Consider the following 18,779-nt stretch of genomic DNA (forward strand, 5'->3'; position numbering starts at 1 on the left):
GTCACTGGCCCATCGCACCGCTGGCCGCAGTGGCGCCGCGGCCGTCCATGGTGACCGCGTCCGGGCCGGGCGGGGTCGGGTCGAACTTCGGCGGGTTGTTCGTGTCGAACGCGCCGGGGTAGGCCTGGCAGGAGCCGCCGATCTCCGGGTAGACGCCGTTGTTGTTCACCCGCAGAGCAGTGATGAACTGATCGATGCGCTGGTCGTTTGCGTTGTCGACCTTGAGCTGGTGGCCCCAGGACTGCAGCGAGATCGGGCTGTCCATTCCCGGGAACGGCGACATCATCGTGTAGGGCTTGCCCGCGACGCGGGCCTTGAGCCGATCCAGGCCCGCCTCGTCGACCCGGTTCGGGTTGTAGGCGATCCACACCGCGCCGTGTTCCAGCGAGTGGACCATGTTCTCGGTGCGCACCGGCTCCGGGTAGACCACGCCGGTGCAGTCGGCCCAGACACCATCGTGCGGGCCGCCGAAGGGTGGCATGTGGTCGTAGGCGACGCGTTGCTTGGACGTCACGTGCTGCTGTGCGGCGTATTGGGCGACCGTGATGCCGGGGATCGTCTTGGACGGGTCCGGGTTCTGGGGCGACGGCTTGAACGCCGCACTGGCCTTCTCCGCTTCGGCCTGGGCTTGCCGGACGGATTCCTGCGCCGACCACCGGGTGAACACATACCCGAAGATAACGGCCGCGAATACCGCTACGACGGTGACGCCGGAGATCAGCATCCAGGGGATCGACCGCTGACGCACCACGGTGCCGCGTACGGCTTTGTTCTTCCTGCTCGCCATGCTGTTCGCAAACCTCGTCTCGCCAAGAATCACCGGGGGGACCCGGCCCGCCAGTGTAGAGATTGCGGGCGCGTCGGGTGGCCAGTCGTCGAATGCTCGACACCACGTTCTCACATCTGCGTGACGAACTGATCACGCGGAGTGGCCTATCGGGCGAATGCCTGTCCAACCCGTTGGCTGAGCAGCGGTGACGCTTCCTTAGACTGCATAGGGTGACCCCCGCCGCGCTCGCAGAACTGGTTCGCAACACCGCCGTCGAGGTGCTCTCCGCGAGGGACCTGGATGCCTCCGTGCTACCCGAGGTGGTGACGGTCGAGCGACCCCGGAACCCGGAGCACGGTGATTACGCGACCAACGTCGCGATGCAGGTGGCCAAGAAGATCGGCGTTTCCCCCCGCGATCTCGCGGGCTGGCTGGCCGAGGCACTGACCGGCCAGGAAGCCGTCGATTCCGTCGACGTTGCCGGGCCGGGATTCCTCAACCTGCGGCTGGCCGCCGACGCGCAGGGCCAGATCGTGCGCGAGGTGCTGAACCGGTCCGCCGACTACGGGCGCGGCGAGTTGTACCCGGCGCTGAAGGTCAACCTGGAGTTCGTCTCAGCCAACCCGACCGGCCCCATCCACCTGGGCGGCACCCGGTGGGCGGCGGTCGGCGACGCGCTCGGCCGGGTGCTGGCCGCGCAGGGCGCCGAGGTGACCCGCGAGTACTACTTCAATGACGCGGGCGCGCAGATCGACCGGTTCGTCCGGTCCCTGATCGCCGCCGCGAAGGGCGAACCGGCCCCGGAGGACGGCTACGGCGGCGACTACATCGCCGACATCGCGGCCGCGGTGCTCAAGGCCGAGCCGAACGCCCTGCAACTGCCCGCCGACGAACAGCACGAGACGTTCCGCCGCATCGGCGTCGGGTTGATGTTCGACGAGATCAAGCAGAGCCTGCACGAGTTCGGCACCGACTTCGACGTGTTCTTCCACGAGGACTCGCTGCACACCTCCGGCGCGGTCGCCGAGTGCGTGGAGGAGCTGAAGAAGTCCGGCCACCTGTACTTCGCCGACGGTGCCTGGTGGCTGCGCTCCACGGAGTACGGCGACGACAAGGACCGGGTGCTGATCAAGAGCGACGGGGCCCCCGCCTACATCGCCGGTGACGTCGCCTACCTGCGGGACAAGCGCAGCCGCGGCTTCGACCTGTGCATCTACATGCTGGGTGCCGACCACCACGGCTACATCGCCCGGCTGAAGGCCGCTGCCGCGGCCCTGGGCGACGACCCGGCGGTGGTCGAGGTCCTCATCGGACAGATGGTGAACCTCGTTCGCGAGGGCAAGCCGGTGCGGATGAGCAAGCGCGCGGGCACCATCGTCACGATGGAGGATCTCGTTGACGCGGTGGGCGTGGACGCCGCCCGCTATTCGTTGATCCGGTCCTCCGCGGACTCCGCGGTGGACATCGACCTGGACCTGATCAGCAAACGCACCAACGAGAACCCGGTCTTCTACGTGCAATATGCGCACGCTCGGCTGGCCTCGTTGCAGCGCAACGCGGCCTCGCTGGGGATCGAGCGGGGCGCGGTGGAGAATGCCGACCTGTCGCTGCTCACCCACGAACGTGAGGGCGACCTGATCCGCACCCTCGGCGAGTTCCCGCGCGTGGTGCGATCGGCTGCCCAGCTGCGGGAACCGCACCGGGTGGCCCGCTACCTGGAGGACGTGGCCGCCGCGTACCACAAGTTCTACGACGCGTGCCGCGTGCTGCAGCCCGGTGACGACCAGGCGAGCCCGTTGACCATCGCCCGGCTGCAGTTGTGCGAGGCGACCCGCCAGGTTCTCGCCAACGGCCTGGGACTGCTCGGCGTCAGCGCTCCGGACAAGATGTAGGGCGCCCGCGAGCAGATGACCGCAACAATGGCCTGTCCAGCGGCAGGCTGCGCGAAGGAGTTGTAGATGCGCGCCCATCCCGCCGGGCCGCGGCACGCCGATGTCGTGCCGCCCGGCAACACCGCAGGACTCGTTCCGGCCACCACCGAAGAGCTCGACCTGTTGCACTCGCATGTGTGGCCACGCAACAGTGAGCGCGGCTCCGACGGCGTCGTCCGGTTCGCCGGGATCGACGTCCGAGAGATCGTCGAGCAGTTCGACACGCCGCTGTTCGTCCTCGACGAGGACGACTTCCGGTCGCGCTGCCGCGACTATGCCGAAGCCTTCGGCGACCCGGCCGCGGTGCACTACGCCTCGAAGGCGTTCCTGTGCACCGAAATCGCCAAGTGGGTCGCCGAAGAGGGCCTGAGCCTGGACGTCTGCAGCGGCGGCGAGCTCGCCGTGGCGTTGCGGGCCGGCTTCCCGCCGGAGCGGATCACCTTTCACGGCAACAACAAGTCCGTCGCCGAGCTGACCGCCGCGGTTGAGGCCGGGGTCGGCTCCGTAGTGCTCGATTCCTTCCACGAGATCGCCCGGCTCGACCACATCGCCACCGAACGCGGCATCTGGCAGCAGGTGCTGGTGCGCATCACCGTCGGCGTGGAAGCGCACACCCACGAGTTCATCGCGACCGCGCACGAGGACCAGAAGTTCGGTTTCTCGTTGGCGAACGGGCAGGCCGCCGAGGCGGTGCACCGGGTGCTCAAGGCCGATTCGCTGGTGCTGGTCGGCCTGCACAGCCATATCGGCTCGCAGATCTTCGACGTGGACGGCTTCGAGCTCGCCGCGCACCGGGTGGTCCGGCTGCTGGCCGAGCTGCGCGAGGAGCACGGCGCCGACGCGCTGGCCAGTGTGTCCACTGTGGACCTCGGTGGTGGGCTGGGCATTGCATACACCGCCGAGGACGACCCGCTGCCGCCTTCGCAGCTGGCCGTCCGGCTGCACGAGATCGTCGGCAAGGAGGCGGAGAACGCGGGCATCCCGGTGCCCAAGATCGCCGTCGAACCCGGCCGCGCGATCGTCGGTCCGGGCATGGTGACCGTCTACGAGGTCGGCACCGTCAAGGACGTGGCGCTGGGCAGCGACGTGGAGCGCAGGTACGTCAGCGTGGACGGCGGCATGAGCGACAACATTCGCACCTCGCTCTACGACGCCGTCTACGACTGCCGGCTGGTCTCCCGCGGCGCCGAAGCGCCCGCCGTGCTGTCCCGCATAGTGGGCAAACACTGTGAATCCGGTGACGTAGTGGTGCGGGATTGCTGGCTCCCGGAGGACATTGCACCGGGAGACCTGCTCGCGGTGGCCGCCACCGGCGCGTACTGCTACGTGATGGCCAGCAACTACAACCGCCTGCCCAAGCCGCCCGTGGTGGCGGTTCGCAATGGTCAGGCGCGGTTGCTGCTGCGCAGGGAGACCGAGGATGATCTGCTCCGGCTGGAGGTGTGAGTGATCCAGGACCGTGAACCGATCAGGGTCGCGCTGTTGGGGTGCGGCACCGTCGGTACCGAGGTGCTGCGACTGTTGCAGGACCAACCGGAGGAATTCGCCGCGCGCACCGGCGCGCCGATGCTGGTGACCGGGGTGGCGGTGCGCCGCCCGCATAAGCACCCCGAGGTGCCCGAACACCTGCTCACCACCGACGCGCACGCGTTGGTGGAGGGCAATGTCGACGTCATCGTGGAGCTGATCGGCGGTATCGAACCGGCCCGCTCGCTGCTGCTGACCGCGCTGAAGTCTGGCAAGTCGGTGGTGACCGCGAACAAGGCGCTGCTGGCCGAGCACGGTTCCGAGCTGTACGCGGCGGCCGATGCCGCCGGCGCCGACATCTACTTCGAGGCGGCCGTGGCGGGGGCGATCCCGCTGCTGCGCCCATTGCGGGAGTCGCTGGCCGGAGACCGGATCAACCGGGTCATGGGCATCGTCAACGGCACCACGAACTACATCCTGTCCGCGATGGATTCCACCGGCGCCGGCTACTCCGAGACGCTGGACGAGGCCGGGCGGCTCGGCTACGCCGAGGCCGACCCGACCGCCGACGTGGACGGCTTCGACGCCGCCGCGAAGGCAGCCATCCTGGCCTCGCTGGCCTTCCACACCCGCGTCACCGCCAGCGACGTGCACCGGGAGGGCATCTCCGCGGTGACGCCCGGCGACATCGCCGCCGCGCGCACCCTGGACCGCACGGTGAAGCTGCTGGCGATCTGCGAGCGGGTGGTCGACGAGGACGGCACCGAGTCGGTGTCCGCCCGCGTGCACCCTGCGATGATCCCGCGCAGCCACCCGCTGGCCGGCGTCGGCGACGCTTTCAACGCGGTGTTCGTGGAGGCCGAGGCGGCCGGGCAGCTGATGTTCTACGGGCGGGGTGCCGGGGGTGCGCCGACCGCCAGCGCGGTCCTCGGCGACCTCGTCGCGGTGGCTCGTAACCTGGTCGTGGCGGGCAAGGGACCCCGCGAGTCGGCGCACGCGCAGTTGCCGATGCGCCCGATGGGCAAGACCCCGACTCGTTACCACATCAGCCTCGACGTGGCCGACAAACCGGGCGTGCTGTCGCAGGTCGCGGCCACGTTCAACGAGAACGATGTGAGCATTTCGGTGGTGCGTCAGCAGGGTCGGGGCGCGGAGGCCAGCCTCGTGGTGGTCACCCACACCGCCTCCGACGCGGCATTAAGGTCCACAGTGGACAAGATCGCGCAGCTACCGGTGGTGCGCGAGGTGGTCAGCGTGATGCGCGTGGAAGGTGAATCGTCGTGACGAACATCCAGGGTGTGCCGGTGCGGATCGGCGCCGGATGGCCCGGCCTGATCGAGGCCTACCGGGACCGGGTCGCGGTACCGGAGGGGGCGCGCATCGTGACCCTGCAGGAGGGCAACACCCCGCTGGTGCCCGCCCACCACCTCTCCGAGCTCACCGGAAGCACCGTCTACCTGAAGGTGGAGGGCGCCAACCCCACCGGCTCGTTCAAGGACCGCGGCATGACCGTGGCCATCACGCACGCGTTGGCGGAGGGCAGCAAGGCGGTCATCTGCGCCTCCACCGGCAACACCTCCGCCTCGGCCGCGGCCTACGCCGCACGCGCCGGGCTGACCTCGGCGGTGCTGGTGCCGCAGGGCAAGATCGCGCTCGGCAAGCTCGCCCAGGCCGTGGTGCACGGCGCGAAGATCCTTCAGGTTCAGGGCAACTTCGACGACTGCCTGGAACTGGCCCGCAAGACCGCTGCCGAACACCCGGTGACCCTGGTCAACTCGGTCAACCCGGTCCGGCTGGAGGGGCAGAAGACCGCCTCGTTCGAGATCTGCGACGTGCTCGGCCGGGCACCCGACGTGCACTGCCTGCCGGTCGGCAACGCGGGAAACATCACCGCGTACTGGAAGGGCTACACCGAGTACGCCCGGGACGGCGTCGTGGAGCAGACACCGCGCATGTTCGGCTTCCAGGCATCCGGTGCCGCGCCACTGGTGCACGGTCAGCCCGTCGCGCGGCCGGAGACCATCGCGACCGCCATCCGGGTCGGCAGCCCGGCGTCGTGGGCGGGCGCGGTGCGCGCCAAGGACGAGTCCGGCGGCCTGTTCGAAGCGGTGACCGACGAGCAGATCCTCGCCGCGTACCGGACGCTGGCCGCGCGGGAAGGCGTCTTCGTCGAGCCTGCCTCGGCGTCCAGCGTCGCCGGACTGCTGGCCACCGCCGCCGACGGCCGGATCCCGCCGGGCTCGGTCGTGGTGTGCACGGTGACCGGCCACGGCCTGAAGGACCCGGACACCGCGCTGTCCGGCATGGTCGAGGTCGAGCCGTTGCCGGTGGACCCCGGGGCGGTCGCCACCGCACTGGAACTGGCATGACCGGACGGGGTGTGACCGGGCTGCCGGTTTCGGCTGTCCGGGTGACAGTGCCCGCCTCCACCGCGAACCTCGGCTCCGGGTTCGACACGCTCGGCATGGCGTTGTCCTTGTACGACACGGTTTCCGTGCGGGTCGTCGACGGTGTGGCGGGTTCGGCGAGCGTGGCGGTCGAGGGGCAGGGCGCCGACGCGTTGCCCACCGACGGGCGTCACCTGGTGGTGCGAGTCATCCACAAGGCGTTGGCCGAACTGGGTTTTCCGGCCCCGGCGCTGCGGTTGCACTGCCAGAACGCGATTCCGCAGTCCCGCGGGCTGGGCTCCTCGGCGGCGGCCATCGTCGCCGGGGTCGCCGCCGCCTTCGGGCTCGCCGGGTTCGACTTGCGGGACAAGGAAATCGCCGAACGCGCGTTGCAGTTGGCGGCGGTCCGCGAAGGGCATGCGGACAACGCGGCGGCGAGCCTGTTCGGCGGATTTGTCGTCGCTTGGCAGGAATCCGGGCGCTTCCATGCGGTCCGGATGCAACCGCATCCAGACGTGTCACCAATCGTCCTTGTCCCCCAAGCCGAGTCGTCGACGCACACCACCCGCGGCCTGCTCCCCGAACGGGTTCCGCATGCCGATGCCGCGTTCGCGGCCAGCCGCGCGGCGCTGGCGGTGCATGCCATCACCAGTGATCCAACGTTGCTGCTGGCCGCCACCGACGACCGGCTGCACCAGGACTACCGTGAGTCGGCTTGGCCGGAGACTATCGCGCTGGTCCGCCAGTTGCGCGCGGCCGGCATCGCCGCTGCAGTGTCCGGTGCGGGCCCGACAGTACTGGCGTTCCCGCCCGGCGGGGCGCTTCCGGCCGAAATTGCGCCGAACGGCTTCGACGCGCTGCTTCTTCCAGTCGATCAGGACGGTGTGCGGGTCGAGCCGCAGGACTGACGGGGCCGTGAATCCGGGCCGGAAGGCCCTGTTCACGGCCCCGGAACCGGCGCCTTGCGCCGGGGTGGTACAAAGGAAGTGTCGTCGGGGACCAGCGGCTTTCGCCGGGGAGTTGCCGACGGCGTGATCTAACCGGGCGTCCCACACGCCCAGGGGGTTGTTGCACCCGAACTATGGGGCGTCTACCCTCAAGGTCAATCAGTCACCGCGCCCAGGGCGCCGGTGCCGTGTCCGGAACATCGTTTTCCGGGGCGCATCTCCCGCCGTGAATTGACTCCACCCGCCACGGGTGAAGATCAACTTAGGGAGGTTCGGCGATCGCGGTGACCGAGGCAGGAGTTGTCAACTCAATTGAGTTCGCTTCGGGGCGATCGGCGGTGCACATCCGTTGCCGATGTCGGGGTGGGGGCCTTAAGTTCCACGGTGTGGCCCTCAAGGTGACCATGGCACCGGCTCGAGGACCCGGAGCTCCCCGGTTCACCGCCGGGGCGCAAGTTGAGTCGGGGATTCCTGGAATGAGGCGGCAGCAGGGCGTGCATCGGCACGTGTGGATCGGAGTAGATGCGTCGCACACGGGACACGCGAGCCGGGTACCTCCCACCGCCCGGTGCTGCTGGTTCCCCGAGCCATCGCCGAAATCGGTCGCGCCGCGTGCGCGGAGCTGATCCGACCGGCAAAAGGGCTGGTAGCACACACCGGCCGCCCGCACTCCAGAGCGGGCGGGCAATCCGCTGGGCCGCGTAGGAGGCGCGGTCCGGTCAGGAAGGACATTCGTGAGCAACACCGAACTGTTGAGCAGCGAGGCGAGGAACGCCTCTTCGGCTGGCCAGCAGGAATCCGAGGCCAACGGCACCCCGCGGCGACGCGGTGGGCTCTCCGGCATGGTTCTTGCCGAACTGCGCCAACTCGCGGGGGAACTGGGGATCGAGACTGGTGGTCTGCGCAAGGGCGACCTGATCGCGGCCATCAAGGAGAAGCAGGGAGGCACCACGGCGCCGCGTACCCGCACGGCCAGGAAGAGCCCGGCCCGCGCCGAGGAAGCATCGGCCGCCAAGGCCCACCAGCCGGCGCTGGACGAGGCCGAGGGCGCCCCGCGCGAGACCGCCGCCGAGCTCAGCTCCAACGGGGCCCCCACCCGCGGTCGCACCCGTCGGCCGCAGGCCGCCGAGGCCGGCGGTGAGGACGAAACCCGGCGCGGCAACCGCAGGCGTCGTTCGTCCGGGCGTGCTGGCGCGGGCACCGAATCGAGTGGTGCCGAGGAGCAGCGCGGTACCGAGCGCAAGCCGGACAACCGCGACAACCGGCAGGAGCGGGACAACCGGCAGGAGCGGGACAACCGCCCGGAGCGGGACAACCGGGAGAATCGGCAGGACCGGGACAACCGCCAGGACGATGACGACGAGGGCGGTCGTCGGGGTCGTGGCCGCCGGTTCCGCGATCGCCGCCGCAACCGCGGCCGCGGCGAGGGCGGCGAGCCGGAGGTCCGCGAGGACGACGTACTGCTGCCGGTGGCCGGAATCCTGGACGTGCTGGAGAACTACGCCTTCGTGCGCACCTCCGGCTACCTGGCCGGCCCGAACGACGTCTACGTGTCGCTGTCGCTGGTCCGCAAGTACGGCCTGCGTCGCGGCGACGCGATCAAGGGCGTCATCCGGCAGCCGCGGGAGGGCGAGCAGCAGCGGCAGAAGTTCAACCCGCTGGTGCGGGTGGACTCCATCAACGGCCTGGACCCGGACGCGGCGAAGAGCCGCCCCGAGTTCCACAAGCTGACCCCGCTCTACCCGAACGAGCGACTGCGCCTCGAGACCGAGCCGCACAACCTGACCGGCCGGATCATCGACCTGGTGATGCCCGTCGGCAAGGGCCAGCGCGCGCTGATCGTCTCGCCGCCGAAGGCCGGCAAGACGATGGTGCTGCAGGCGATCGCCAACGCGATCACCACGAACAACCCGGAATGCCACCTGATGGTCGTCCTCGCCGACGAGCGTCCGGAAGAGGTCACCGACATGCAGCGCTCGGTCAAGGGTGAGGTCATCGCCTCCACCTTCGACCGGCCGCCGTCGGACCACACCACGGTCGCGGAGCTGTCCATCGAGCGGGCCAAGCGGCTCGTCGAGATGGGCCACGACGTGGTCGTCCTGCTGGACTCGATCACCCGGCTGGGTCGCGCCTACAACCTGGCGGCCCCGGCGTCCGGGCGAATTCTGTCCGGTGGTGTGGACTCGACCGCGCTGTACCCGCCGAAGCGGTTCCTCGGCGCGGCCCGCAACATCGAGAACGGCGGCTCGCTGACCATCTTCGCCACGGCGCTGGTGGAGACCGGTTCCACGATGGACACGGTCATCTTCGAGGAGTTCAAGGGCACCGGTAACGCGGAGCTGAAGCTGGACCGCAAGCTCGCGGACAAGCGGCTGTTCCCGGCGGTCGACGTGGACTCCTCCAGCACCCGGAAGGACGAGATCCTGCTCTCGCCCGACGAGCTGGCCGTCACCCACAAGCTGCGCCGGGTGCTCGCCGCGCTCGACGCGCAGCAGGCGCTGGAGCTCCTGCAGGACCGGCTGCGCAAGTCGCGTACCAACATCGAGTTCCTGATGCAGGTCGCCAAGACCACCCCGGGCAAGGACGACGACTGACCGGTTCCGACCGGCAGCTCAGTCCCACCCGACGGCAGGGCCCGCACCGACCCCGGTGCGGGCCCTGCCGCTTTTCCAGGGGCGTGACGTGAGCATGGGAACCTTCCTGTCATTTTGGTGACAGGAAAGTTCCCATGCTCACACCGGGGGAGGGTGGGTCAGGCCTGGCAGCACTCCGGGGCGTCGCGGTCGTGGTAGGCGCGGACCAGCAGCACGGTCAGCAGCGCGACGGCGACCGGGCCGACGGTGAGGGCCGCGAAGACGGGTAGCTGCAGTCCGTCCACGGCCAGGGCGCAGGCCACCATCAGCAGCGGGTAGCTGAACCGCAGGATGCGTTGCCAGCGGAAGCTCCAGCGGACGTGACCGGCGCTGAGCAGGGCCAGCCCGGCGGCGAACCCGAACAGCAGCGGGGCCGAGAGATCCACGTCCCGATCGGGGTGAGGGCTCCGCACGAGCAACTGGTCGAGGAGAGCAGCGATGCCGACGGAGCTGCCGAGGAAGAGCAGGGGGAGGGAAATCCACGACCGCACCGTGAGCTTTCCCAGGATCGAACACAGCAGCACGCGTTGAGGATGAACGGTGTATCGCCGCGCGTGCATCCTCGGTTCCCGGCGGCTCGGCAGACGGTGCGTTTGCTGCGTTAGGCGGTTGCGCGGGCGCGACGAACGGCCCCTCCGGAATACCGGACCGACCCCCTGCGTTGCAGGTCACGAGCCCTGGTCTGGCAGAATGCAGGGTTGATCCGGCACCGGTTCACCGCGCGGCAGTCACCGCGTGGACCCGGCGGCCAAGTAGAGAGGACAAGCCGTTGAAGGTTGGCATTCACCCCGAGTACGTGGTGACGCAGGTGACCTGCGGTTGCGGCAACAGCTTCACCACCCGCAGCACCCGCACCACCGGCCAGATCACCGCTGAGGTCTGTTCCAAGTGCCACCCGTTCTACACGGGTAAGCAGAAGATCCTGGACACCGGTGGCCGCGTGGCCCGCTTCGAGGCCCGCTACGGCAAGCGCGACAAGACGCGTAAGTAGCTGCGCCGACGGCGCCCGTTCCACGCGAGCAGCGCGGGACGGGCGCCGTTGTTGCGTTTGGTGTCCGAACGTCCGCAGCAAGTGAAGAGGGTCGCCAGTGGAGACATCGAAGCTCGAAGGGTTGCTCGCCGAGTACGCGGAACTGGAGCAGCGACTGGCTGATCCCGGCGTGCACGCCGACCAGGCGAACGCCCGCAAGCTTGGCCGCCGCTACGCCGAACTGACGCCGATCGTACGCACCGCGCGGGAACTGGACCAGGCCCGATCCGATCTCGACACCGCCCGCGAATTCGCCGCCGAGGACGCCGCCTTCGCCGAGGAGGCCGACCGGCTAGCCGAGTCGATCTCGCCGCTGGAGGCGAAGCTCACCGAACTGCTGCTGCCCCGCGACCCGCATGACGGATCCGACGTGCTGCTGGAGGTCAAGTCCGGCGAGGGCGGCGAAGAGTCCGCGCTGTTCGCCGGCGACCTGCTGCGCATGTACCTGCGGTTCGCGGAGCGCCAAGGCTGGCGGGCCGAGGTGCTGGACAAGACCGAATCCGATCTCGGCGGCTACAAGGACGCCACGGTTGCGATCAAGGCCAAGAGCGGCGACACCAGCCCCGACGGGGTCTGGTCGCGGCTGAAGTTCGAAGGCGGCGTGCACCGCGTGCAGCGGGTGCCGGTCACGGAGTCGCAGGGCCGGGTGCACACCTCGGCCGCCGGCGTGCTGGTCTACCCCGAGCCGGAGGAGATCGAGGTCGAGGTCGATGAGAAAGATCTGCGCATCGACGTGTACCGGTCTTCCGGGCCGGGCGGGCAGAGCGTGAACACCACCGACTCGGCGGTGCGGGTCACCCACCTGCCGACCGGAATCGTGGTGTCCTGCCAGAACGAGAAGTCGCAGCTGCAGAACAAGCAGCGCGCCATCCAGGTGCTCAAGGCGCGTTTGCAGGCCGTCGCCGAGGAGGAGGCCGAGCGGGAGGCTTCGGAGGCGCGGCGTAGCCAAGTGCGCACAGTGGACCGTTCCGAGCGGATCCGCACCTACAACTTCCCGGAGAACCGAATTTCCGATCATCGGGTCAACTACAAGGCCTACAACCTGGACCAGGTCCTCGACGGCGACCTCGACGCGGTGCTGGCCGCGCTGCTCGCCGCTGACCGGAAAGAGCGACTGGCACTTTAAGCTGACGACGTGAGTCGACAGCCCTTGCGCCTGGCCATTCTCGAGGCGGAACGCATGCTCTCCGCAGCGGGTGTGGCAAGCCCCCGCACCGATGCCGAGTTGCTCGCCGCGCATCTGCTCGGGGTCGAACGCACCAAGCTGATGATGGTGCCGCTGGTCGATCCGCCGGTCGTCCAGGCGCTGCACGACCTAGTGCGTCGGCGCGCTGCGCGCGTGCCGTTGCAGCATCTCACCGGCACTGCGGCGCTAGGAAACGTCACGCTGAGTGTCGGGCCGGGAGTGTTCGTGCCTCGCCCGGAGACAGAGCTGCTGCTCGCGTGGGGCTTGGCGACGCTGGAAGGCGTGGACCGGCCGACCGTGGTGGACCTCTGCACAGGGTCCGGGGCGCTTGCCTTGGCGATGGCTAACGCCCGCCCGGACGCCAATGTGCATGCGGTCGAGAAGGATCCGGCCGCGCTCGCCTGGGCCCGCCGGAACGCCGACCGGCAGGCGCAGGCCGGTGACACCCCGATCCGGCTTTACGCGGGGGACGTCACCGATCCGACGCTGTTCATGGAGCTGGAGGGCCTGGTCGACCTGGTCCTCTGCAACCCGCCGTACGTGCCGGAGGGCACCCCGGTGCCGCCGGAGGTCCGCAACCACGACCCGCACGAGGCCGTGTTCGGCGGCCATGACGGTCTCGACGTGGTCCGCCGCGTCGTCGGCTGCGCGGCTCGGCTGCTTCGCCCGGGCGGCGGGGTGGCCATCGAGCACGACGACACCCACGGCGGTTCGGTGCCCGCCCTTCTGCGTGCCCGCCGTGTACTCGACGACGTCCAGGAGCACACCGACCTCGCAGGTCGCCCCCGCTTCGCCACCGCCCGCCGCGCCTGCTCACGGTGACGGCAGTGGTGGTGGGGTGACAGGAAGGTTCCCATGCTTCGCCCACCGCCTGGCGTGCTTGCTCGTGGTGGTGGGGTGACAGGAAGGTTCCCATGCTTCGCCCACCGGGCCCGGGATCAGTTGTTGGTGTTGACGAACTCCCGCAGCAGGGCATTGAACTCGTTGGGCTTCTCCCGGTTCGGCCAGTGGCCGGTTTCGGAGATCACCCGCAGCGACGAGCCCGGGATCGCGCCGGCGGCGTCGCGGGCGGCCGAGACCGGCACGATCGCGTCCCGCTCGCCGTGGATCACCATGACGGGGCACTGGATCCGGCCCAGGTGCGGCAGGTGGTTGATGCGCATCGCCCGCCGGTCGATGGCGTCGGCGTGCCAGTCGGCGAACACCGAGCCCCGCGCGCCGGCTTCGGAGACGATCTCGTCGACAATGGACTCCAGGTCCGGCACGGGCTGCCCACCGGTAAAGAAACCCCGGGTGAGCATCTGCCGCGCGAGGGAACGGTTGAGGCGCAACAACTTCGCCGCAAGCGGACCGGCGAACCGGGACCGCAGCAGCGCGTAGGTCAAGAAGTGGTGCGGCACCTTGTGTTGCAGGCCCGTGCTGTCCACAAGCACGAGTCCGCGCACGCGTTGCGGATGGCGCAGCGTGAAACCGGCCGCGATGCTGCCGCCCATCGACAACCCGACCAAGATCACCTCAGGCACCCGCCAAGCGTCCAGCAGCCAGCGCAGCATCTCTTCGAAGGTGCGCTGGTTCGCGCTGCCGCGCCACGGCATGCTGCCGCCCTGGCCGGGAAGATCCGGTGCGAACACCCGATGGTCGGCCGCCAGCACCCCGATCGTGCGGCGCCAGCTCAGCAGCGCGTTGTCCGGGCCGCCACCGTGCAGCAAGACGATCGCCGGGCCGCTGGAACCCGCGCGGTAGAAGCGGATCTTGCCAGCCGGGAACTCGATCTGGTCGACCTCGACACCCTGCGGTGGGGCGGTCATGCTCTCTCTCCTCCTGTTCGTCCGGGACTCGTGCCCGCTTCCGGCAGACGTGCGAGCGGCGCCGACGTTGCCCGATGCGAACACATTCAACGGATCTCGGTCGAGCGCTCGGGCGTTACTCGTGACGAATATTCCAGGACCACCAGCGACCGCACCACTCGGACGGCGCCGGCCCCGGGCGTGCCAGGATTCGGGGTGTGAGCACCGTTTATGACTGCACCATTCCGGACAGCCGCGAGGCGGGCCTGGCCGCCGCGGCCAACGCGGTTCGCGCGGGTGGGCTCGTCGTGCTGCCCACCGACACGGTTTACGGCATCGGCGCGGACGCCTTCGACTCGAACGCGGTCCACGCTCTGCTGGCGGCCAAGGGGCGCGGCCCGGACATGCCGGTGCCCGTGCTGGTCGGCTCCTGGTCCACTGTGGATGGGCTGGTGATGTCGGTCCCGCAGCAGGCGCGCGCGCTGATCGAAGCGTTCTGGCCCGGCGGGCTGTCGCTGGTGCTGCCGCAGGCACCATCGCTTTCCTGGGATCTCGGCGATACCCGGGGCACGGTGAACTTGCGGATGCCGCTGCACCCGGTGGCCCTGGACCTGCTGCGCGAGGTCGGCCCGATGGCCGTGTCCAGCGCCAACCGTACTGGTCAGCCACCGGCCACCAACGCCGCCCAGGCACGCGAGCAGCTCGGCGAATCGGTGACGGTCTACCTCGACGGAGGCCCGTCCGGCGAACCGGTCGCCTCCACCATCGTCGACCTCACCCAGAGCACGCCACGGGTGCTGCGGGAGGGCGCGGTGAGCCTCGGTGACCTGTCGGAGGTGCTCGGCGTGGAGCTCGAAGCGGACCGGTGAAACCCGTCCGGGCGCGGGCCGATAGCGTTAGTGCTCGGATCCGCAACGTGGACAGCGATGAGGAGCGCCGGGCTTGATCAATCCGTTCTGGGGGCTGGATATCGAATTCCCGCGGGCCTCGGCACCGCGCGGGTGAGCCGCCGGTATGGACAACGCACCTTGGGCCCCGGCCGGCCTTCCCGCCCGTGAATACCTGCTGGTCCTGCTCACCGCCGCCGCGGCGACTTTCCTGCTGACCGGACTGGTCAGGCTGTTGGCGATCCGGGTCGGTGCGGTCGCCTACCCCCGGGTGCGCGACGTGCACGTCACGCCGATGCCGCGGATGGGTGGCGTCGCGATGTACGGCGGAGTGCTCGCGGCGATGTTCCTGGCCGCCAACCTGCCGGCGCTGTCGCGCGGTTTTTCCTACTCCAACGACACCCTGGCGGTGATCATCGCCGGTGGGCTGATCGTGCTCGTCGGCGCGCTGGACGACCGCTTCGAACTGGATTCGCTGACGAAGCTGGCCGGGCAGGTCACCGCCGCCGGGATCCTGGTGCTCTTCGGCGTCCAGTGGTTCGTGTTCTGGGTGCCGTGGGGCGGCACCGAGGGCCATGTGGGGCAGCTCATGGTGCTGGGCAGCAACCAGGGCCAGTTGCTGACCGTGCTGCTGGTCGTCGCGATGATCAACGCGATGAACTTCGTGGACGGGCTGGACGGGCTGGCTTCCGGCATCGGCCTCGTCTCGGCCACCGCCACCTTCGTGTTCTGCCTCGGCGTGCTGGACCGGCAGAACGGCGACGTGACCGCCTACCCGCCGGCGCTGATCGCGGCCGCGATCGCCGGGGCCTGTCTGGGCTTTCTGCCGCACAACTTTCAGCCCGCGAAGATCTTCATGGGCGACTCCGGGTCGATGCTGATCGGCCTGATGCTGGCCACCGCCAGCACGTCCGCGTCCGGCCGGATGGACTACACCGGCCCGAACCCGACCGACACCATCGCCCTGCTGTCACCGCTGCTGGTGGTCGCGGCGGTGCTGTTCGTGCCGCTGCTGGACCTCATCATGGCCGTGGTGCGCCGCACCCGGGCGGGCAAGAGTCCGTTCCACGCCGACAAGATGCACCTGCACCACCGGCTGCTGGAGATCGGGCATTCGCAGCGCCGCGCGGTGCTGCTGATCTACCTGTGGGCGGCCGTCATCGCCTTCGGCGCCGTGTCGTTGACGCTGTTCAACGCCGTTGTGGTGGCATGGGTCGTCGGCCTTGGGGTGCTGCTGGCGGCTATCATCTCGGTGATTCCGCGTATGAGAGCCCGAGCCGATCGAGAGTCCCGATGAGCGAAGCGACCGACACGCCGACCCCCGCCGAGAGCACTGGGAGCGCTGGCGAGCACGCAGAGCCGGTGAACCCGCACGCCGAGATCGTGCGCAAGCTCGCCGCGGCGATGCTGCGCACCGCGGTGTGGCCGGGGGTGGCGACGGTGGCCATCGGGGCGATCGTGGCGACCGTCCTGGTCGGCGTGCCCGGTCTGATCGGTGCGCTGGTCGGCGGCGTCGTGGCGTTCGCGTCGTCGCTGCTGACGATCTGGCTGATGCGGTTCACCGGCGGCATGAGCCCGCACTTCGTGATGGTCGCCGCGCTCGGCGGCTACATCGGCAAGATGATCGTGCTGCTGGTGGTGATGACGTTGCTCGGCGGCATCGACATGATCCACCGGGAGTCGTTGGCGTTCACCATGCTCGCTACCGTGATGGTGTGGGCGGGCGCCGAGGTAGTGGCCTTCAAGCGCACCAAGATTCCCACCGTCGTGCCGGGGAACTGAACCGTTCCGACGAGGTTTCCCGCGCTCGGCCATTGGACCGGATGGCCGGTAGTGGACCAGCATGTCGGGTGGCTACTTACCCGCTGATATCGTGCCGTTGCAGAAGCCTTCCCTGCACAGCGCGGGTCGAAGAACTCCACGGAGGTCCTGCGATCCCACGCGGTGGGGAGGGCCCCTCCGCGTGCCAGATCGCGTATCGGGTACGTTAAGTGCAAAACGTGACGATTCCCCCGGCAGAGTGATGTTCACCGGGAGAACCGGAAGGAGCCCAGTTGGGCGCGCTGATGCTGGCCGAGGGCGGAACGTTCCAACCGCCGGGTGCCGATAGCTTTGTCCTTCCGCCGATCTTCGGCGGAGTCACCAAGCCGATGCTCCTCGTCGTGCTGTCGGCGATCATCGTGGGCGCCTACTTCGTGATCGCCACCCGGAACCTGAAGTTGATTCCGGGCAAGGGGCAGTTCGTGGCGGAGTTCGTCTACGAGTTCAGCCGCAACAAGATCGCCCGGGAACAGATCGGTGCCAAGGACTTCCGTCCGTTCGTGCCGCTAATCTTCACGTTGTTCACCTTCATTCTCGTGAACAACATTTTCGGCATCATCCCGATCGTCCAGTTCCCCACGATGTCCCGGATCGGTTTCCCGATCGCGTTGGCCGCCGTGGTCTACGTCGTTTTCCACGGGGTCGGCTTCGCGCGGCACGGCTTCCTGGGCTACTTCAAGCACGTCATGTTCCCACCCGGGGTGCCCAAGCCGATCTACGTCCTGCTCTCCCCGATCGAGTTTTTGCAGAAGTTCATCGCGCAGCCGGCCGCCCTTGCGGTCCGAGTCTTCGCCGCGATGTTCGCCGGACACCTGATCCTGCTGGTGTTCACCTTGGGCGGGGAGTACCTGCTCGTTGAGGCGAGTGCGGTGTACAAACCGATTTCGATCGTCTCGATCGCCTTCGCCATTGCCTTGACGTTCGTCGAAGCCTTGATCCAGGTGCTGCAGGCCTACATCTTCGCGCTGTTGACCGCGAACTTCATCGGCGCGGCGCTGGCCGCCGAGCACTGACGAGAAAGACCAAGACCTCCGATCCGCGCGGAAGCGGACCGAGTGAAAGGTAGTGAAAGTGAGCAACATCGTTCTTGCGCAGGCCGCCGAAGCCGCGGGCAGCATCAACCCCGGTCTGGCCGCGATCGGCTACGGCCTGGGCGCTGTCGGCCCGGGTATCGGCGTCGGCCTGATCTGGGCCGCGGTCATCAACGGCACCGCTCGCCAGCCCGAGGCCCAGGGCCAGCTGCAGGGCATCGCCTGGATCTCCTTCGTTCTGGTCGAGGTGCTGGCGCTGATCGGTCTGGTTGTCTACTTCATCGCGTCCGCTGCCTGATAACGGCTCAACGCGTTGGGAGACGTTGTGGTGAAGACGCAGATGCTGTTGGCGGCGGAAGGCCAGCACAACCCGATCGTTCCGGATCCCTCGGAGATCGTTGTCGGACTGGTCGCGTTCGTGCTGCTGCTGTTCGTGCTCTGGAAGTACGCGATCCCGCGCTTCGAGAAGGTCTACGCGGAGCGCAGCGAGCGGATCGAGGGCGGTATCGCCAAGGCCGAGGCCGCGCAGGCCGAGGCACAGCGGACCCTGGAGCAGTACAAGTCGCAACTGGCCGAGGCCCGCGCGGAAGCTGCCCGGATCCGCGATGACGCCCGCGCCGAAGGCCAGCAGATCCTGGAAGAGATGCGCACCCAGGCGCAGACCGAGTCCGAACGGATCGTCAACCAGGGCCAGGCCCAGTTGGCGCACCAGCGGGCGCAGATCGTCGCCGAACTACGGTCCGAGCTCGGCCGCCAGGCGGTCGAACTGGCCGGCCGGGTGGTCGGCGAGTCCCTGGAGGACGAGGCCCGCCGGCGGGGCACCGTCGACCGGTTCCTCGACGAACTGGAGGCCGCCTCGGCCCCGGCGTCGTCCGAATCGGCCAAGGCCTAACCGAGTGAAAG

General features: G+C 68.9%; 18 protein-coding genes. 15 read left to right on the top strand and 3 right to left on the bottom strand.

The window, feature by feature from the left end; translation table 11 throughout:
- Window position 1: 1 nt before the first annotated feature.
- Complete coding sequence (locus BJ970_RS13920; RefSeq protein ID WP_184726655.1) at window positions 2–787, bottom strand: thioredoxin-like domain-containing protein; 786 nt, start codon at window positions 785–787, stop codon at window positions 2–4.
- Between the two features lie 212 nt (window positions 788–999).
- Here BJ970_RS13920 and argS point away from each other — a divergent pair, with 212 nt between their 5' ends.
- From argS to rho, 6 genes are all read left to right on the top strand, one after another.
- Entirely contained in the window at window positions 1,000–2,661 is a 1,662-nt protein-coding gene (argS, locus tag BJ970_RS13925) for an arginine--tRNA ligase (protein WP_184726656.1), read from the top strand.
- A 66-nt stretch (window positions 2,662–2,727) separates the two neighbouring features.
- Window positions 2,728–4,146: a diaminopimelate decarboxylase gene (gene lysA / locus BJ970_RS13930; protein WP_184726657.1), complete on the top strand. Its 1,419-nt coding sequence runs from the start codon at window positions 2,728–2,730 to the stop codon at window positions 4,144–4,146.
- Window positions 4,147–5,451: a homoserine dehydrogenase gene (locus BJ970_RS13935; protein ID WP_184726658.1), complete on the top strand. Its 1,305-nt coding sequence runs from the start codon at window positions 4,147–4,149 to the stop codon at window positions 5,449–5,451.
- 20 nt (window positions 5,452–5,471) lie between these two features.
- Entirely contained in the window at window positions 5,472–6,536 is a 1,065-nt protein-coding gene (thrC, locus tag BJ970_RS13940; protein WP_184729086.1) for a threonine synthase, read from the top strand.
- Window positions 6,533–7,462 (top strand): homoserine kinase, encoded by a 930-nt coding sequence (gene thrB, locus BJ970_RS13945; RefSeq protein WP_221467146.1) that lies wholly within the window; start codon window positions 6,533–6,535, stop codon window positions 7,460–7,462. The genes thrC and thrB overlap by 4 nt, the downstream gene beginning before the upstream one ends.
- 773 nt (window positions 7,463–8,235) lie before the next feature.
- Window positions 8,236–10,095: a transcription termination factor Rho gene (gene rho, locus BJ970_RS13950; RefSeq protein WP_184726659.1), complete on the top strand. Its 1,860-nt coding sequence runs from the start codon at window positions 8,236–8,238 to the stop codon at window positions 10,093–10,095.
- A 158-nt stretch (window positions 10,096–10,253) separates the two neighbouring features.
- Here the strand turns inward: rho and BJ970_RS13955 are convergent, their stop codons facing one another.
- The gene (locus BJ970_RS13955) at window positions 10,254–10,694 is read right to left on the bottom strand and encodes a hypothetical protein (RefSeq protein ID WP_221467147.1); all 441 of its coding nucleotides are present in this window, start codon (window positions 10,692–10,694) and stop codon (window positions 10,254–10,256) included.
- Between the two features lie 209 nt (window positions 10,695–10,903).
- Here BJ970_RS13955 and rpmE point away from each other — a divergent pair, with 209 nt between their 5' ends.
- The 3 genes from rpmE to prmC all read left to right on the top strand — a co-directional run bounded on the left by rpmE (window position 10,904) and on the right by prmC (window position 13,172).
- Window positions 10,904–11,125 carry a 50S ribosomal protein L31 gene (gene rpmE, locus BJ970_RS13960; RefSeq protein WP_184726660.1) on the top strand — a complete coding sequence of 74 codons (222 nt, stop codon included), beginning with the start codon at window positions 10,904–10,906 and terminating at the stop codon, window positions 11,123–11,125.
- 97 nt (window positions 11,126–11,222) lie between these two features.
- Window positions 11,223–12,290 (top strand): peptide chain release factor 1, encoded by a 1,068-nt coding sequence (gene prfA, locus BJ970_RS13965; protein ID WP_184726661.1) that lies wholly within the window; start codon window positions 11,223–11,225, stop codon window positions 12,288–12,290.
- Window positions 12,291–12,299: 9 nt separating this feature from the next.
- Entirely contained in the window at window positions 12,300–13,172 is an 873-nt protein-coding gene (gene prmC / locus BJ970_RS13970) for a peptide chain release factor N(5)-glutamine methyltransferase (protein WP_184726662.1), read from the top strand.
- A 116-nt stretch (window positions 13,173–13,288) separates the two neighbouring features.
- Here the strand turns inward: prmC and BJ970_RS13975 are convergent, their stop codons facing one another.
- Entirely contained in the window at window positions 13,289–14,158 is an 870-nt protein-coding gene (locus tag BJ970_RS13975; RefSeq protein ID WP_184726663.1) for an alpha/beta fold hydrolase, read from the bottom strand.
- 197 nt (window positions 14,159–14,355) lie between these two features.
- On the opposite strand from BJ970_RS13975, the gene BJ970_RS13980 reads away from it, so the two are divergent.
- From BJ970_RS13980 to BJ970_RS14005, 6 genes are all read left to right on the top strand, one after another.
- Window positions 14,356–15,006 carry an L-threonylcarbamoyladenylate synthase gene (locus BJ970_RS13980; RefSeq protein WP_184726664.1) on the top strand — a complete coding sequence of 217 codons (651 nt, stop codon included), beginning with the start codon at window positions 14,356–14,358 and terminating at the stop codon, window positions 15,004–15,006.
- A 145-nt stretch (window positions 15,007–15,151) separates the two neighbouring features.
- Window positions 15,152–16,321, top strand: coding sequence for an MraY family glycosyltransferase (locus tag BJ970_RS13985; protein ID WP_184726665.1), 1,170 nt, complete (start codon window positions 15,152–15,154; stop codon window positions 16,319–16,321).
- On the top strand, window positions 16,318–16,806 hold the full coding sequence (locus BJ970_RS13990) for a Cg1360 family ATP-synthase-associated protein (RefSeq protein ID WP_184726666.1): 489 nt from the start codon (window positions 16,318–16,320) through the stop codon (window positions 16,804–16,806). Before BJ970_RS13985 ends, BJ970_RS13990 begins: the two co-directional genes overlap by 4 nt.
- 272 nt (window positions 16,807–17,078) lie before the next feature.
- The gene (atpB, locus tag BJ970_RS13995) at window positions 17,079–17,858 is read left to right on the top strand and encodes a F0F1 ATP synthase subunit A (protein WP_184726667.1); all 780 of its coding nucleotides are present in this window, start codon (window positions 17,079–17,081) and stop codon (window positions 17,856–17,858) included.
- A 58-nt stretch (window positions 17,859–17,916) separates the two neighbouring features.
- Entirely contained in the window at window positions 17,917–18,174 is a 258-nt protein-coding gene (locus BJ970_RS14000; RefSeq protein ID WP_029534827.1) for an ATP synthase subunit C-like protein, read from the top strand.
- A gap of 30 nt (window positions 18,175–18,204) precedes the next feature.
- Window positions 18,205–18,768 carry a F0F1 ATP synthase subunit B gene (locus BJ970_RS14005; protein WP_184729089.1) on the top strand — a complete coding sequence of 188 codons (564 nt, stop codon included), beginning with the start codon at window positions 18,205–18,207 and terminating at the stop codon, window positions 18,766–18,768.
- Window positions 18,769–18,779 lie beyond the last annotated feature (11 nt).

The organism is Saccharopolyspora phatthalungensis (assembly GCF_014203395.1).
GTDB classification, from domain to species: Bacteria; Actinomycetota; Actinomycetes; order Mycobacteriales; family Pseudonocardiaceae; genus Saccharopolyspora; species Saccharopolyspora phatthalungensis.

What these genes read in the sequence shown, in the direction of transcription:
- BJ970_RS13975 (WP_184726663.1), bottom strand. Translation starts at nt 14,158, where the DNA reads ATGACCGCCCCACCGCAGGGTGTCGAGGTCGACCAGATCGAGTTCCCG.
- BJ970_RS13990 (WP_184726666.1), top strand. Translation starts at nt 16,318, where the DNA reads ATGAGCGAAGCGACCGACACGCCGACCCCCGCCGAGAGCACTGGGAGC.
- BJ970_RS13985 (WP_184726665.1), top strand. Translation starts at nt 15,152, where the DNA reads ATGGACAACGCACCTTGGGCCCCGGCCGGCCTTCCCGCCCGTGAATAC.
- lysA (WP_184726657.1), top strand. Translation starts at nt 2,728, where the DNA reads ATGCGCGCCCATCCCGCCGGGCCGCGGCACGCCGATGTCGTGCCGCCC.
- BJ970_RS13920 (WP_184726655.1), bottom strand. Translation starts at nt 787, where the DNA reads ATGGCGAGCAGGAAGAACAAAGCCGTACGCGGCACCGTGGTGCGTCAG.
- BJ970_RS13955 (WP_221467147.1), bottom strand. Translation starts at nt 10,694, where the DNA reads ATGCACGCGCGGCGATACACCGTTCATCCTCAACGCGTGCTGCTGTGT.
- thrB (WP_221467146.1), top strand. Translation starts at nt 6,533, where the DNA reads ATGACCGGACGGGGTGTGACCGGGCTGCCGGTTTCGGCTGTCCGGGTG.